This is a genomic window from Cnuibacter sp. UC19_7, from assembly GCF_042699995.1.
Lineage (GTDB): Bacteria > Actinomycetota > Actinomycetes > Actinomycetales > Microbacteriaceae > Cnuibacter.
Map to the genome: position 1 here is coordinate 2,772,035 of NZ_CP170560.1, position 15,611 is coordinate 2,787,645.

General features: G+C 70.5%; 12 protein-coding genes. 8 read left to right on the top strand and 4 right to left on the bottom strand.

Annotation, left to right across the window (positions count from 1 at the left end; translation table 11 throughout):
* Nucleotides 1-355: 355 nt before the first annotated feature.
* The 5 genes from ACFJGV_RS13220 to pdxY all read left to right on the top strand — a co-directional run bounded on the left by ACFJGV_RS13220 (nucleotide 356) and on the right by pdxY (nucleotide 5,742).
* A complete protein-coding gene (locus tag ACFJGV_RS13220) occupies nucleotides 356-1,885 on the top strand; it encodes an amidohydrolase family protein (protein WP_378144446.1) in 1,530 nt (509 codons plus the stop codon).
* On the top strand, nucleotides 1,882-2,565 hold the full coding sequence (locus tag ACFJGV_RS13225) for a VOC family protein (RefSeq protein WP_378144447.1): 684 nt from the start codon (nucleotides 1,882-1,884) through the stop codon (nucleotides 2,563-2,565). The genes ACFJGV_RS13220 and ACFJGV_RS13225 overlap by 4 nt, the downstream gene beginning before the upstream one ends.
* Nucleotides 2,566-2,671: 106 nt before the next feature.
* On the top strand, nucleotides 2,672-3,757 hold the full coding sequence (locus tag ACFJGV_RS13230; protein WP_378144448.1) for a BMP family protein: 1,086 nt from the start codon (nucleotides 2,672-2,674) through the stop codon (nucleotides 3,755-3,757).
* Nucleotides 3,758-3,862: 105 nt separating this feature from the next.
* Nucleotides 3,863-4,801 (top strand): nucleoside hydrolase, encoded by a 939-nt coding sequence (locus ACFJGV_RS13235; protein ID WP_378144450.1) that lies wholly within the window; start codon nucleotides 3,863-3,865, stop codon nucleotides 4,799-4,801.
* Between the two features lie 89 nt (nucleotides 4,802-4,890).
* Nucleotides 4,891-5,742, top strand: coding sequence for a pyridoxal kinase PdxY (gene pdxY / locus ACFJGV_RS13240; RefSeq protein ID WP_378144451.1), 852 nt, complete (start codon nucleotides 4,891-4,893; stop codon nucleotides 5,740-5,742).
* A gap of 296 nt (nucleotides 5,743-6,038) precedes the next feature.
* Here the strand turns inward: pdxY and ACFJGV_RS13245 are convergent, their stop codons facing one another.
* Complete coding sequence (locus tag ACFJGV_RS13245; RefSeq protein WP_378144453.1) at nucleotides 6,039-7,481, bottom strand: DUF222 domain-containing protein; 1,443 nt, start codon at nucleotides 7,479-7,481, stop codon at nucleotides 6,039-6,041.
* 318 nt (nucleotides 7,482-7,799) lie between these two features.
* Between ACFJGV_RS13245 and ACFJGV_RS13250 the strand changes: the two genes are divergently transcribed.
* The 3 genes from ACFJGV_RS13250 (at nucleotide 7,800) to ACFJGV_RS13260 (ending at nucleotide 10,993) form a co-directional block, all read left to right on the top strand.
* The gene (locus tag ACFJGV_RS13250) at nucleotides 7,800-9,437 is read left to right on the top strand and encodes a putative bifunctional diguanylate cyclase/phosphodiesterase (RefSeq protein WP_378144455.1); all 1,638 of its coding nucleotides are present in this window, start codon (nucleotides 7,800-7,802) and stop codon (nucleotides 9,435-9,437) included.
* A 66-nt stretch (nucleotides 9,438-9,503) separates the two neighbouring features.
* On the top strand, nucleotides 9,504-10,328 hold the full coding sequence (locus ACFJGV_RS13255; protein ID WP_378144456.1) for an alpha/beta fold hydrolase: 825 nt from the start codon (nucleotides 9,504-9,506) through the stop codon (nucleotides 10,326-10,328).
* Nucleotides 10,325-10,993 (top strand): esterase/lipase family protein, encoded by a 669-nt coding sequence (locus ACFJGV_RS13260; RefSeq protein ID WP_378144457.1) that lies wholly within the window; start codon nucleotides 10,325-10,327, stop codon nucleotides 10,991-10,993. Before ACFJGV_RS13255 ends, ACFJGV_RS13260 begins: the two co-directional genes overlap by 4 nt.
* A 19-nt stretch (nucleotides 10,994-11,012) precedes the next feature.
* On the opposite strand, the gene ACFJGV_RS13265 is transcribed toward ACFJGV_RS13260, so the two are convergent.
* The 3 genes from ACFJGV_RS13265 to ACFJGV_RS13275 form a co-directional block, all read right to left on the bottom strand.
* Entirely contained in the window at nucleotides 11,013-12,551 is a 1,539-nt protein-coding gene (locus ACFJGV_RS13265; protein ID WP_378144458.1) for an MFS transporter, read from the bottom strand.
* A gap of 72 nt (nucleotides 12,552-12,623) precedes the next feature.
* The gene (locus tag ACFJGV_RS13270) at nucleotides 12,624-14,474 is read right to left on the bottom strand and encodes a glycoside hydrolase family 2 protein (RefSeq protein ID WP_378144460.1); all 1,851 of its coding nucleotides are present in this window, start codon (nucleotides 14,472-14,474) and stop codon (nucleotides 12,624-12,626) included.
* Nucleotides 14,471-15,502 (bottom strand): LacI family DNA-binding transcriptional regulator, encoded by a 1,032-nt coding sequence (locus tag ACFJGV_RS13275; RefSeq protein ID WP_378144461.1) that lies wholly within the window; start codon nucleotides 15,500-15,502, stop codon nucleotides 14,471-14,473. The genes ACFJGV_RS13270 and ACFJGV_RS13275 overlap by 4 nt, the downstream gene beginning before the upstream one ends.
* Nucleotides 15,503-15,611: the final 109 nt, after the last annotated feature.

A 15,611-nucleotide genomic window follows, 5' to 3' on the forward strand; every position in this document is an offset into this window, starting at 1 on the left:
GTCATCACAACACCGCCGTCTTCTCCTTCAACTCCTGACCGCGCCCCGCGTCGGGGGAGAGGTGTGCCCATCGGGCGCCCACCCCCTGACCGCGCGATGACACCTCTCTCCGGGCCTCCTCCGCATCGCTCGGCCGTGGCGCCTGCGCCTCCGTCTCGCGACCCCTCGGGCGCCGACCGAGCCGCGGAGCCGGACGGCCGAGCGACCGAGCGGGAGGCCGGGCTCCCGTGCAGGCCCACCCGTCCCCGACGCGTCGCCGCCGGGAAGCACGGGGCATCACACGGAGAGATCCGCACCTCCGCATCCTCAGCGCGCCGATCGCACGTCGACCGCGCCCACCCTTCCTAGGAGACCCATGCCCACCCTCTGGCGCGACGCGCTCGTCCTGACCATGGATGAGACACCCGATGGCGCCCGCCCGCGGCGATCCGACCTGCTAGTCGACGACGGGGTCATCGCCGCCGTCGGGCTCGGGCTCGACGTGCCCGACGGCACGAACGTCCGGGACGGCCGCGATCTCCTCATCCTCCCGGGACTGGTGAACGCGCACACCCACTCCTGGGAGATCCTGTTCCGGGGAACGAGCGAGCGACTGCCGCTCGAGCTCTGGACCCTCGTCAGCTACCCGCCGCTCGGGGTCGAGCCCCTGCCCGATCGACTCGTCTACCTGCGCACGGCGATCGCCGCCCTGGAGTCGCTCCGAGGAGGGGCGACCGCGGTGCTCGACGACGTCGGCGAGCTCCCGGCCCAGTCGCCGGAGTCGATGGCGCAGGTGTTCGCCGCCTACGACGGCCTGGGCATCCGGGCTGTCTGCACCGGGGCGGTCGCCGACATCGCGATGGTCGACCGCCTCCCCGGAGCCGATGAGCTCTTCGCCCCGTCCCTGCTGTCGGATAGCCGTCGCGCTCTGCGTCCGTCGACGGCGCTCATCGACGCCTACCTCGAGCTCTCGGCGAGCGCGATCGCGATGGCGAGCTCGCGCCCGGGTGGCCGCACGGCGTACGCGGTGAGTCCGAGTGCTCCGCACCGCTGCTCCGACGATCTGCTCCGGGCATGCCACGACTTCGCGGTCGACCAGGACCTCCTGGTGCACACCCACCTGCTCGAGACCCGGCTGCAGGCCGACGTGGCGCGCGAGCGGTGGGGGCGCACCGCGGTCGAGCACCTGGACGAGCTGGGGTTGCTCGACGAGCGCCTCGTCGCGGCCCACGGGATCTGGCTGACCGCATCCGACCGGCGGATGCTCGGCGCGGCCGGATCCACCGTGGCGCACAACCCGCTCTCGAACCTCAAGCTCGGCTCGGGTGTGCTCGACTGGCGCGGGATGCGCGACGCCGGCGTGCGCCTGGCGCTCGGCACCGACGGAGCCTCGTCGAGCGACACGCTGCGGATGCTCGAGACCGTGAAGGCCGCGGCGCTCGGGCAGGCGACCACGGCATCCGACCCGGAGAGCTGGCCCACGGCCGCCGAAGTACTGGGCGCGGCGACCCGCACCGGGGCCGCGGGGCTGCGCACGGGTGCGGGGGTGATCGCGCCGGGTCGCCCCGCCGACCTGCTCGTCGTCGACCTCGCGCGCGACACCGCCTTCACCCCTCGCCACGACGTGGTCAGGCAGCTGGTGTTCAGCGCGGATGCGTCGTCGATCGTGGAGGTCTGGGTGGCCGGGGAGTGCGTCGTGCGCGAGGGTCACAGCACCCGGATCGACGACATCGCACTGCTGCGTGAGTTCCGCGAGGAGGCGGAGCGCTGGGTGGAGTCCGTGCCGGCGATCCGCTCCGCCAACGAACGGTTGATCGGCCCGGCCCAAGCGGCCTACCGATCTGCTCGGGAGTCGACCCGCTTCGGTGGGGACGACCTCCGATCCGACGAAGGAGGATCCCGATGAGACTCGACGACATCTGCCTCGTCAACAGCGACGTCACCGCATCAGACGACTTCTACCGCCTCGACCTCGGGTTCGAACGCCGGATGCGCAACGTGCGGTTCGTCGACTTCGTCTTCGAGAGCGGCCCGAGGCTCGCGATGTGGATGCGGCCGAGCATCGCCGAGACGGTCGGCGCGGTGTACCCGTCGAGTCCGGGGCTGCCCTTCCGGGTCACGGTCGGCGACGGCGACGACGTGAGCCGCGTCGTGGCCGACCCCGACGGCTTCGCCACGGTCCTGACGGTGGGGTCGCCTCGCATCACGATGCTCGAGCTCGCCGTCTCCGACGTCGCTCGCACGGCCTCCTTCCTCTCGATGCTCGGGTTCGACCCCGCTCCGGAGCACGGTGACATCGCGTTCGAGGGAGGCGGCCTGCCGATCGTGCTGAGGCCCCTGTCCGACGTGCCCCTCCCTGACGCGGCCGCGCCCGACGGATGGACGCGCAACGGGGGCCACGTGATGCTCGCGATCGAGCTCGACACCGGCGACGCCGTCGACGGGGCGCACGACGAGCTCGTCGCGCGAGGCCTGCAGCTCTCGGGGCCGCCCGCTCTCTACGAGTGGGGGGCCAGGTCAACGTACGCCGTCGACCCCGACGGCTTCATCTGGGAGATCTACGCCTGGGTGGAGGAGCCGCGATGACCTGACTCCGACGCCCCCACGCGCACCGCTGCAGCAGAACGGACCGCGCGCCACAGCACCACCGCATCCGAACCCCTCCGCACCACATCACCGATAGGACGTGATCATGACCCACCGCACCACGACTCGACTCTCGCTCTCCGCGGGAGCCCTCCTCACCGCCGCCGTCGCCCTGGTGGGCTGCGCGAGCGCACCGGCCGCCTCCGGCGGATCCACCACGGCCGGAGCCTCCTCCGACTTCCTGCCCTGCATCGTCTCGGACGAGGGCGGCTTCGACGACCAGAGCTTCAACCAGCTCGGCCTCCAGGGTGTGACCGACGCCGCGGAGGCGCTGGGCACCAAGCACATCGACGTCCAGTCGAGCTCGGAGACCGACTACGCCCCGAACATCTCCAACCTGGTCGACCAGGGCTGCACGGCGATCGTCACGATGGGTTACGCCCTCGCAGCGGCGACGAAGGAGGCGGCTGCGGCGAACCCCGACGTCGACTTCATCATGGTCGACGACAACTCCATCACCGGCGACAACGTGAAGAGCGTGATGTGGGACACCTCGCAGGCCGGCTTCCTAGTCGGCTACGCGGCAGCCGACTACTCCACGAGCGGCAAGGTCGGGACGTACGGCGGAGCGCAGATCCCGCCGGTCACCCTCTACATGGACGGATTCGCCCGCGGTGTCGAGTACCACAACCAGGTCAAGGGCACCGATGTGCAGGTCATCGGCTGGAACCCCGACTCCCAGGAAGGGCTCTTCACGGGCAACTTCAGCGACATCAACGCCGCGAAGGTGCTCTCGCAGGGCATCCTCGACCAGGGGGTGGATGTGATCGTGCCGGTGGGCGGGCCGATCTACCAGGGCGCCGCGCAGGCCATCCGCGAGTCGTCGAAGCCCATCGCGCTGGTGGGGGTCGACACCGACATGTACCTCAGCGACCCGGAGTACTCCGACATCTGGTTCACCTCCATCGCGCGTGACATGCCGAAGTCGATCTCGGAGGTGCTGCAGAAGGCGGCGTCCGGCGAGTTCTCGAACGAGGAGTACGTGGGCGTCCTGTCGAACGGCGGTGTGCTGATGAGCCCGTTCCACGACTTCGAGTCGAAGGTCGCGCCGACCCTTCAGGGCGAGCTCGATGACATCGAGGCGCAGATCATCGACGGCTCGATCACGATCGAGACGCCGTCGGCGCCCTAGCCGCCTCTGCTCGCTTCTGCCGTGGGGTCAGGGCTCGCCGGGCCCCACGGCATCCGCTCTCATCCGGGCGGCCGCTCGCGGTCGCCCCCGTCTTCGGAGGCACCGATGCGTGATCTCATCCTCATCACCGATCCCGGGCAGGAGCAGGCCGTCGCGATCTGGACGATCCTGGCCTCGCCCGACGACTTCCGTGTGCTCGGCGTCATCGCGAGCGCAGGGAACACCACGGTCGACAACACGGTCGCCAACGTGCTCCGGGTGCTCGAACTCGCCGGGGCCGATGACATCCCCGTCTTCAAGGGCGTGCCCCGACCGCTCGTGCGAGACCTGGTCACGGCGGCGCACGTGCACGGCGAGAGCGGCCTCGACGGGTACGACTTCCCGCCCGTCCGGGGCGCTGCCCAGGAGGAGAGCGGAGTGCAGGCGCTGATCCGGATGTGTCGTGCGGCCCCGCCCGCCTCCGTCACGATCGCGCAGTTCTCGAGCATGACCACCCTCGCCGTCGCGCTGACGGAGGCGCCCGACATCGCCGAGCACATCCGCGAGGTGGTGATGATGGCCGGCGCCTACTTCGAGGTGGGCAACATCACGCCGGCCGCCGAGTTCAACATCTACGTCGACCCGCACGCCGCGTCGATCGTGCTCGGATCGGGTCTGCCGCTCGTGATGCTGCCGCTCGACGTGACCCACCAGCTGCGGAACACCCGTGTGCGTCTGGACGCGTTCTCGGCGCTCGGCAACGAGGTGGGCGGGGCCGTGGATGCACTGCTCACCTTCTCGGAGACGTTCGACCTCGAGAAGTACGGCTGGGACGGTGCGCCGCTCCACGGCCCCGTCGTGCCGATGTACCTCCTGCGCCCCGACCTGTTCCCCGGCAGGCAGATCAACGCACGCGTGGAGACCGGGTCGGAGCTCACCATGGGCATGCTCGTCGCCGACTGGTGGCACGTCACCGATCTGCCGCGCAACGTCTGGTACGCCCGTGAGGTGGATGCCGGGCCCTTCTACGCGGAGCTGCTGGCTCGGATCGCGCGCCTGCCCTGAGCCGGGGGCGGGTGCTCGTGCTGGTGCGGGTGCTGGTGTCGCGGGGCTCTTGTGGGCGGACGGGGAGCGAGTGGAGGTAACGTCCTTCTGTGAAGATCCTCTCGATCCAGTCGGCCGTGGCGTACGGGCATGTGGGCAACTCGGCGGCGGTGTTCCCGCTGCAGCGCATCGGAGTCGAGGTGCTGCCCGTCTACACCGTGAACTTCTCGAACCACACCGGGTACGGAGCGTGGCGGGGTCCGCTGATCTCGCCCGACGATGTCCGCGACGTGATCACCGGCATCGAGGATCGCGGCGTATTCCCCCAGATCGACGTCGTGCTCTCGGGGTACCAAGGTGGCACGGGCATCGGCGACGTCATCGTCGATGCGGTGAAGCGGGTCAAGGCCGCGAACCCGTCGGCGATCTACGCCTGCGACCCGGTGATGGGCAACGCGAAGTCGGGCTGCTTCGTCGCGCCGGAGATCCCCGACCTCCTCCGCGATCGTGTCGTGCCGGTGGCCGACATCATCACGCCCAACCAGTTCGAGCTCGGCTACCTCACCGGCACCGAGCCCGCTTCCCTCGAGTCGACGCTCGAGTCGGTCGACCTCGCCCGTGCGATGGGGCCGTCGACGGTGCTCGTGACGAGCGTCGAGCGCCCCGACCGCGAGTCCGAGACCATCGAGATGCTCGCGGTCGACGACGAGGGCGCCTGGATCGTGCAGACTCCCCTCATCCCCATCAAGGCCAACGGATCGGGCGACGTCACCGCCGCTCTGTTCACCGCCCACTACCGGGCGACGGGCTCGGCGCAGCAGGCGCTCGAGCGCACCGCGTCGAGTGTGTACGACCTCATCGACGCGACCTATCGCTCGGGCGAGCGCGAGCTGCAGCTCGTCGAGACCCAGGAGGCCTACGCCCACCCACGGCTCCAGTTCAGCGCCCGCCAGGTGCGCTGAGGCCGGGCGTGCTGAGGCCGGGCGTGCTGAGGCTGGGCGTGCTGAGGCTGGGCGTGCTGAGGCTGGGCGTGCGCTGGTCGGCAGCGCGCTGGTGGGCAGCGCTGGGGCCGAGCGCGTGCTCGCGGATGTCCCGTCGCGCGGAACGGCCGGTGTCGCCGCGGGCGCATCGAGAGACCCCACCGGGGTGCGCCGTTGCGCGGTGCAGGCGAGCAGTGGACGCTGGGTCGCGGTCGCGAGAAGGGTCGGGTGGGCATCCCGTCCGCTGGTCGGTGCGCACATCCGCGGCCGCGTCGCCCTCAGAAGGGTGCGTGTTCGGGGAGTGGTAGTGGGGTGCGGATGCGGGCGAGCAGGTCTCTTCCGCGTGCGGTCATGGCCGGCCCGTCGTCGCGTTCGGTTGGGTGCGGGTTGTCGGTGTCGGGCGGGTCGGTGTCGCGGGCGCGGGCGCGGGTGCGGGTGAGTGTGAGTGTGGCGTGGGCGCGTTGGGTGGCGTCGGTGAGGTCGTGGCCGGGTGGGCGTGTGTGGGTGGTCTGGCCGAGTGGGCTGGTCCAGGTGAGTGTGCGGTCGGGGTCTTGGGTGGCGTCCCAGGTGGTGGCGTGTTTGAGTTGGTGGTGTCGGCGGCAGAGGTGGGCGAGGTTGTCGAGGTCGGTGCCGCCTCCGTCTTCCCAGGCGGTGGTGTGGTCGGCGTCGGCGGTGATCGCGCGGCGGTTGCAGCCGGGGAACCGGCATCGTTCGTCTTCGATCCTGAGCTGTCGGCGGAGCGCGGTGGGGAGCCGGTAGGAGGCCCGCCCGATGGAGAGGGTTTCTCCGGTGTCGGGTCTGGTGAGGATGCGGGTGAACGCGGGTGCGCCGGCGGCGAGTTTCCGGGCGGTGTCGGGGTCGATGGGCCCGTAGCCGTTCAACTCGCCGGGTTCGTCCGAGACTCCTGCGAGGGTGGCCGCGGGGACGGTGACCATCAGTTCGACGGCGGCGCCTCCCGTGGCCGCTGCGGTGCCGAGGAGGAGGTCGGTGGCGGCATCGGCGCGCAGTTGCGGGATCGTGCGGGTCTCGTCGGGTTCGGTGGTGAGGGTGCGGGCGTGGTGGTGGAGGCGGGCGTCGATGGCGAGCACATTCTCCGCGGCCGCGTAGAGGTGGAAGTGGGCCATCCCGTCGCGTTCTTCGGTGATCCACGCGGAACGTTCCTCCCTCGCCTGCTTGGCGCGGACCGTGAGGGAATCGGGGTGGAGGCGTTCCCGGATGCGTCGGGCGAGGTTGTCGAACCGGGCCGGGTTCAACCGGGTCGCGGCGGGCAGCACCGCGGTCTCGAACGCCTCCCACGTCTCCGTGGGGAGGGTGTTGAGGTGCACCACGAGTTTGTGGACGTGCTGCCTGGAGATGTCGCCCGCCGCGAGGGCGTCGAGGGTGGCGGGAAGACAGGTGACGGTTTCGGCGTCGCAGGTCTCGATCTGCACGAACCGTTCCGACACGTTCAACGCGACCGCGACTTCGGCGGTCAGGGAGCGGCGTTGCATGTCCCGTGCTTCCGCGACACGGTCGGGGTGGAGGAGTTCAGCGATCTGGTCCGCGGTGGATGCGAACTCCGCCAGCAGCCGGAGTCGTTCGGCGTGCAGGGCGGCCTCCGCGCGGCGGCCCTCCTCCAGGCGCTCCAAGAGCGCACGTTGACGGTCTTCCAGTGCGTCGAGGGAGGCGCGTGCGGGGGTGAACCGGGGTGTCCGGTTCTCGGGACGCATCTCCTCTGTCATGAGAGATACTCAACCACGCACCACCGACATTGAGCCGGTCGGGCCGCGAGGTGGGGAGAACCGCGAGGCGGTTCCCCCGTTGTGCAGGAATCATGGCCGGCTCGGGCGAGTGGTCACCGTCTGGTCGCGTCGTGACGGTGGGACCCAGGCACACGGATGGTGAGGTATCGATGGTCGCTTCGGTTCGAGGTTTATACGGCGGATGGATCAGCGGGGCGTGAGATACTTCTCGCGATCTCATTCCGACAGGTCTCTCGCGATCACTCCCCGTCGCGTCACGTCGGCGGGGTCACGCCGTGCTACCGCAGGAGCACCATCATGAACGACGCAGCGCATGTCGTCGACGATCCCCTCTTCGAGCTGCTGGTCGACTCGATCACCGACTACTCCATCTATCTGCTCTCGCCCGATGGCATCATCCAGAGCTGGAACAACGGGGCGAAGCGGATCAAGGGGTACGACGCCTCCGAGATCGTGGGCTCGTCCTTCCGGCGCTTCTTCACCCCCGAGGATCGGGATGCGGACGAGCCAGGGCGCATCCTGCGCGATGTCGAGCAGACCGGACGTGTCGAGACCGAGGGGTGGCGCGTCCGCAAGGACGGCACCCGCTTCTGGGCGAACGTCATCGTGTCGGAGGTGCGGCGGACGTCGGGCGAGCTCCTCGGCTACGCCAAGATCACTCGCGACGTCACCCAGCAGCGCGAGATCCGCGAGGCCCTCGACCGCACAGCACGAACGGATGCGCTGACCGGCCTGGCCACCCGCACCCAGTTCTTCGAGTCCTTCGACGACGTCATCGCCTCGACCAGCACCGGACGGGTCGCGGTCGTGGTCATCGGGCTCGACCGGTTCAAGCTCGTCAACGACGAGCATGGGCATCCGATCGGCGACCTGCTGCTGCGCACCCGCGCGACCGACCTGATGCAGGCGCTCGGCCATTCGCAGAGTCTCGCGGCCAGGCTGGGCGGCGACCAGTTCGCCTGCGCCATCCCGTTCGACAGCGCCGCCGATCTCAGCGAGGTGCTCGCCCGTGTCGGGGCCGCCTTCCGCAACCCGCTGCACGTCGGTCCGGAGATCGTCGCCAGCAGCGCATCCATGGGCGTGGCCGTGTACCCGGACGACGCCACCGACGTCGACCACCTTCTCATCGACGCCGACCTCGCGATGAGCCGCGCCAAGCGCGAGCTGACCATCAGGCCGCAGTTCTTCACCGCCGAGCTCGACGACGCCGCGCGTTCACGTCGCTTCATGGCCCACGAGTTGAGCAGCGCCCTCGTTCGAGGCCAGCTCCGGCTGGTCTTCCAGAACCAGGTCCGGCTCAGCGACGGCGTGGTCGTGGGCCGCGAGGCGCTCCTGCGCTGGGATCACCCCCGGCTCGGATCGGTGAGCCCCGGCACCTTCATCCCCCTCGCCGAGGCGACCAACGACATCATCGACATCGGCGACTGGGTGCTCACCGAGGCGTGCACCCGGGCCGCCGAGTGGACCGACGGACTCCGCGTCGCGGTGAACGTGTCGCCCGCCCAGGTCACCCGCGACGCGTGGGTCGACGAGTTGCAGCGGGCACTCGCGGTCTCAGGTCTTCCGCCCGAGCGCCTCGAGATCGAGGTGACGGAGTCGGCCCTGCTCAACCAGACCCCGGACACGCTCCGCCACCTCGAGCAGGCGCAGGCGCTCGGCGTCAGCATCGCCCTCGACGACCTCGGCGCCGGCTACTCGTCGCTCGGAACCCTGCTGTCGTTCCCCTTCGACAAGATCAAGATCGACCGCGCCCTGATCGCCCGCTACCCGGACGACGCACGGGCCCCGAGCGCCCTCCGCGCCATGCTCACCCTCGGCCACACCCTCCCGGCCCAGGTGCTGGTCGAGGGCGTCGAGACCCTCGACCAGCTCCGCCTCGTCGAGCAGCAGGGCTTCGACGAGGCCCAGGGCTTCCATCTGCACCGCCCCCAGTGACCGCGCCACTCCCTCGCGGGATGGGGCGGATCGGCCTAGGGTCGGGAGCCTCAACGGAGGAGGATCGTGCGGACCGAGCGAGTGGGTGACCTGGTCTTCGGGGTGCTCGGTGCGGGCGAGGAGGCGGGATCCGGGTCGCCGGAGATCGTGCTGGTGCATGGCATCGGGGTGTCGCACCGGTACTACGAGCGCCTGCACGCCCGGCTCGCGCGGACAGCACGGGTGGCGTCGATCGACCTGCCCGGCTTCGGCGGCCTGCCGAAGCCGCACTGGAACCCCTCGATCGGCGACATGGCCGCGGCCCTCGCAGAGGTGCTCGACCGGCTCGAGGTCAGGCAGGCGGTGCTCGTCGGCCAGTCGATGGGCGCCCAATGGGTCACCGAGCTCGCCGTGCGGCGCCCCGACCTCGCCTCGCGCGTGGTGCTCATCGGGCCCGTCAGCGACGAACGCCACCGCACCGCGTTCTCGCAGGGAATCGCCCTGCTGGCCGACATCCTGCGCGAACCGCCGCACTCCAACCTCACCGTCCTCACCGACTACGTGCGCTGCGGGCCGCGCTGGTTCGGCGCGCAGCTGCAGTGGATGCTGTCCTACCGTCTCGAAGACGCCGTGGCACAGCTGACGATGCCGCTCCTGCTCCTGCGCGGCGCGCGCGATCCGATCGCCGGACTGCGGTGGTGCCGCCGGCTTCGGAGCCGGGCTCGAGCGGCACGCCTCGTCCTCGTGCCCAAGGCGCCACACAATGCACAGACCACGGCGCCGGTCGCGGTGGCGTCCGCCGTCCTCGACTTCGTGGCGGCGGATGTGGTGGACGCGGTGGATTCGGCGCATGCGGCGCATCGCACGGAACGGGTGGATCCCGCGGGTCCCGCGATCACGGATGTCGCGTGATCCGTCTGCTGCGGATCCCCGGCTGGTGGATCGCCGACTACGCCTACGCCGTGCACTGGCAGGTGCACGCGTTCTTCAGCCGCCTCGACCCGGCCGAGCTGACGACCGGACACCTCCGACCCGTCGTCGTACTGCCTGGCGTGTACGAGACGTGGCGGTTCCTGCAGCCGCTCGCCCAGGCACTCCACGATCGCGGGCACCCCGTGCACGTGGTGGAGGCGCTCGGCAGCAACCGCCGGCCGGTCGCCGAGGCGGCGGCCGAGGTGGGCGACTACCTCGAAGAGCATGACCTCCAGGATGTGGTGCTCGCCGCCCACAGCAAGGGCGGCCTGGTGGGGAAGTACGCGATGACCCTCGGCGGATCGGCCCGGCGCATCCGCTCGATGCTGGCCGTCGCGAGCCCGTTCGCCGGGTCGCTCTACGCCCGGTGGCTGCCCGTGCCGACGCTGTCGATCTTCTCGCCGCGCGACCCGACGATCCTGGCGCTCGCCCGCGAGCAGACCGTCGATGCGCGGATCGTGTCGGTGTTCGGCACGTTCGATCCGCACATCCCCGAGGGCAGCCGGCTCCCCGGCGCGAAGAACGTGGAGCTCGACACGGGCGGTCACTTCCGCGTGCTCGCCGACCCGCGCGTGATCGGAGAGCTCATCGCCCTGTCAGAGTGAGGGCAGGGCCGCCGCCCGCTCAGGCGTCGCTGTCAGCCGGCGGTGGCCCAGGCCGCACGAACCGGCGGGTCAGCACCAGTGCTATCCCGGCGAGCACGGTCACGGTGAGGAACGCCACGCTCATGCCCCAGATGGAGGAGTCGAGCGTGAATCCGAGGTACTGGGTGAAGGCGGGATCGAACCTCGACGGATCGAGCCCGGTGCTCTCGGCCGCGACGATGTCGTCCTTCAACTGCAGCTCCTGATCGGCGCTGAGGGCGCCGCCGAGGCTCGACTCCAGCCTCGTCACGTACACGGTGTGGAATACGAGGTAGAGCACCGCGATGCCGAAGGCGCCGCCGAACTGCTCCGCGGTGGCCGAGACGCCCGACGCCTGACCGTGATCCTTCTCGGGCACCGTGTCGAGACTCACCGGATCGTTGACGGTGAGCACCAGCGCGAGCCCGATGCCGTAGATGAGGAAGCCGGGGAAGAGCAGCCAGTAGTCCCTGGAGTGCACCCCGATCGCGAGCGCGATGCCCGCGAGCGCGAGCACGAGGAAGCCGACCGTGAGCGGCATCCGTCCCCCACTGCGGTCGTACCAGCGGCCGGCGAGCGGGGCGATGAGGATCATCGGCAGCGTGGAGGGGATGAGCGCCAGGCCGGCGAGCCCCGGATCCATGCCGAGGTTCAGCACCAGCAGCAGCGGGAAGAGCACCCCGAGGCCCATCTCGGCCATGCCGGCGAAGCCCTGGCTCAGCGTGGCGCCCGCGTAGTTCGGGTACTTCCGAAGCAGGGAGAAGTCGAGCAGGGGATTCGGTGAGCGCCGCTCCCACAGCACGAACACCACCCCCGACACCGCGGCCACCGCGAGGGGTACGAGCACCCCGGGTGACGCCCAGCCCCAGCTCTGCGACTGGGACAGCCCGAACACGATCCCCACGAGGGCGACGCACAGCAGCAGGGTGCCCCGCAGATCGACGTGGGCTCGCGCGGTGCGGCGCTGATCCGGCCGCACCGCGACGAGGGCGGCGATGACCGCGAGGGCGGCGAGCGGCACGTTGATGAGGAGCACGGAGCGCCAGCCGAGCGTCGTCGTCAGCCCGCCGCCGATCGCGGGGCCGAGCGCCCCGGCGATCGCGGCGATCCCGCCCATGACACCGAGAGCCCGGCCGCGCTCCGCACCCGGGTACACGCTGCCGATGACGGCCACCGTGGTGGGGAGCATGAGCGCGCCACCGGCTCCCTGCAGCACGCGGAAGGCGATGAGCACCTCGAACGTGGGCGCGAACCCTGCACAGGCCGACGCCCCCGCGAAGACCAGCGTGCCGAGGACGAACACCCGACGATGACCGAGCAGGTCGCCGAGCCGACCGCCGAACACGAGCAGACCGGCGAGGGGGAGCAGGCTCCCGGTGAGCACCCACTGCACCATCTGGGACCCCACGTGGAGGTCGCTCATCACCGACGGCAGGATGAGGGGCACCGCGGTCTGGTCCACCAGCACCATCGCGTTGGCGAACGTCATCGCGACCAGCGCGAGCGCACGGTTGCCCTGCCGCGACCCCGTCGTCATCATGGTGCGACGGTAACAGCCGCCCTCTTCGCGCGATACCCCGCGCACGGGGTGCCCGGGAAGGGGCGGAACGCGCTACGCCTCCGGGTCGGGCCGGCCCTGGACGGCCGCGCGAATGCGCTCGATCGGGAACTTCGGAGTGCGGTCGGCGTAGAGCAGGCCGTTCGTCTCCTGACCCGTGTCGGTGAGCTGCGTGTAGCAGTAGCCGGCCAGGGTCCGCATCCGACCGATCACCCGGAGGATCTCGGTGACGTGCGACTCGAACGCGTCCGGATCGGCGGCGGTGGCGTAGCCCCAGTCGCCGTCGGTGCCGGTCGCCAGGCTCACACCCCCGAACTCGGTGAGCATGACGGGCAGAGCCGCGTCCTCCGGGGGCTGCGGGGCGCCGTCGAGACCCGCCCTCATCCGTCGGCCGGCCGGGCCGAAGCCGTCGAGCATCCGCTGCAGGCTCTCCCTGCTGCCGTAGCGCTCGGAGAGGATCGAGGTGTCGCACTCGTAGTCGTGGATCGTGACGATGTCGGATCGGGTGTGCTCCCATCCGTCGTTCGAGATCACAGGGCGTGTGCCGTCGAGGGCGCGGGTGAGGTCGGCGACCGAGCGTGAGAAGGCCTGCTGACGCGGATCGTGCGAGATGTGCTGCACACCCCAGCTCTCGTTGAGCGGCACCCAGGTCACGATCGACGGATGCGACGAGTCGCGATGCACGATCGCGCTCCACTCGGTGACGAGCTCGGTCATCGAACGGCGGTCGAAGGCGTACGCGCTCGCGGTCTCGCCCCAGATCATGAGACCGAGGCGGTCGGCCCAGTAGAGGAAGCGCGGATCCTCCGCCTTCTGGTGCACACGCGCCGCGGTGAAGCCCAGCTCGAGCACCAGCTCGACCTCGCGGCGCAGCATCTCGGCGGTGGCGGCGTTGTGCGTCTCGGGCCAGTAGTTCTGGGCCAGCACCGCACGGAACGGCACGGGCCGGTCGTTGAGGAGCAGTGCATCCCGGGAGACGCCGACGCTGCGCAGCCCGACGTAGCTCGCGACCGCGTCGGCGCTCGCGCTCGCGTCCGTGATCGCGACCGTCGCGGAGAGGAGCGTGGGCCGGTCCGGGCTCCACAGCAGCTCCTCGTAGGCCTGGCCGTTGAGCTGGCGGGGGATGACGAGCCGCACGGTGACGGTGCTCTCTCCCAGCGTGCGCACCGACGACTGAGCGAGGAGCTCACCGTCGTGGCCGAGCGCGATGGTCAGCTCCGCATCCGGCCCCACCGGCCCGCGCAGCTCGACCTCCGCCTCGACGGTCGCCGAGGAGAGGTCGTTGCGCCAGGCGACGTGCGCGATCGAGGTGGCGGGCACCGCCTCGAGCCACACCGGCTGCCAGATGCCCGTGGTGCGGTGGTACCAGATGGTGTGCGGATCCTGTCGCCAGTCCTGCTTGCCGCGCAGCACCGACACGTCGGAGGGCAGATCGACGGCGCGGACCACCAGCTCGTCGCCCTCGCCCGTGAGGTGATCGGTCACATCCGCGCTGAAGGGCGTCTGCCCGCCCGAGTGCGTGGCGACGACGGATCCGTTCACCCAGACCGTGCAGTCGTGGTCGACGGCGCCGAAGTGCAACAGCAGGCGCGAGCCGTCTCCGGGGACGGATCCGGCGCCCTCCAGATCTCCGGCCGTGATCGTGCGCCGGTACCAGACACAGGGATGGAAGCCCGTGTCGCCGAGGCCCGAAGCCGGAGACTCGGGCGGGAAGGGCACCTCGATGCGGTGGTCGAACTCGACCTCGGAGAGGGTGCGCCCGAGCGAGTCGTCCCAGGCGAAGTCCCACGGACCCGAGAGGTCGGTCCAGTGCGCACGCACCAGCTGCGGGCGCGGATACGCGCCGTCCTGGGTGGTCGCATCCGGGAGGGCGGCGCTGCCCTGCGGGAAGGTCGGTGCGGTCATTCCGCCGGTCCTCTCGTGCTGGCACGGTCGACGACCGTGAACCCGATGGTGTGCATGCCCCGCGCGGTGGGGGCGGGTGCGGAGTCGTTGCCGGCGGAGTCGGGCGCGAGGAGGTCGAGCGCCGTCCGCACCAGGGCCGTGGTGTCGGGCGAGACGGAGCTGAGCGACGGCGTGCTGTACCGCGCCTCCTCGATGTCGTCGAAGCCGATCACGGCGACGTCGTCGGGCACGCGGATGCCGGACGTGACGAGGACGTGCATCGCACCGAGCGCGAGCAGGTCGTTGAACGCGAAGACCGCGTCGAAGTCGGTGCAGGCCTCGAGGAGCGAGCGGGCGGCGTGGGCGCCATCGGCCCGGTGGTATCCATCGACCTGGAGGATCAGGCTCTCGTCGACCTCGAGACCGGCGGCGGTGAGAGCCTCCCGGTATCCGGAGAGGCGGAGCACCGAGGTCTCGTTCGGCCCCGCGCTCTGCGCGCCGATGGCGACGATGCGTCGGCATCCCAGCGAGAGCAGGTGCTCGGTGGCGGCTTTCGCCGCGGCGCTGTTGTCGACCGTGACGTGGGGGAGCACGCTCTCGCCGATGTGCTCGCCGAGGAGCACGAGCGGCGTGGTGTCGCGCCGGCCCTCGAGGTCGCGCGCGCCGAGGGCGAGGGGGCTCATGATGAGTCCGTCGACCGCGGGCGAGCCGATGCCCTCGCTGATGCGGCGCTCGATGTCGGCGCGGCCGTCGGTCTGGTTGACGAGCACCGTGATCGATCGGGCCTGCGCCTCGCGCACGAGCTCGGCGGCGAGCTCGGCGAAGTAGGGCTGGCTGAGGTCGGGCAGCGCGACGGCGAGCATCCCCGTGCGTCCGCTGCGCAGCTGACGGGCCGCGGAGTTGGGACGGTAGCCCACCTCGATCAGCGCGGCCTGAACCCGCTCGCGCAGCTCGGCGGTGACCCATCCGGTGCCGTTGACCACGTTCGAGACGGTCTTGGCGGAGACACCGACGCGGTCGGCGACATCCTTCAGGGTGGGTCGTGCCATCGACATCCTGCGGTCCCCTTCCTCGGACAGTTCCTCGACAAGAGGTCACGATAGCGCTCTTGTTCAACGTTTACCGTTCATGTATAACGGTAATCGCTCCAACGTTCAA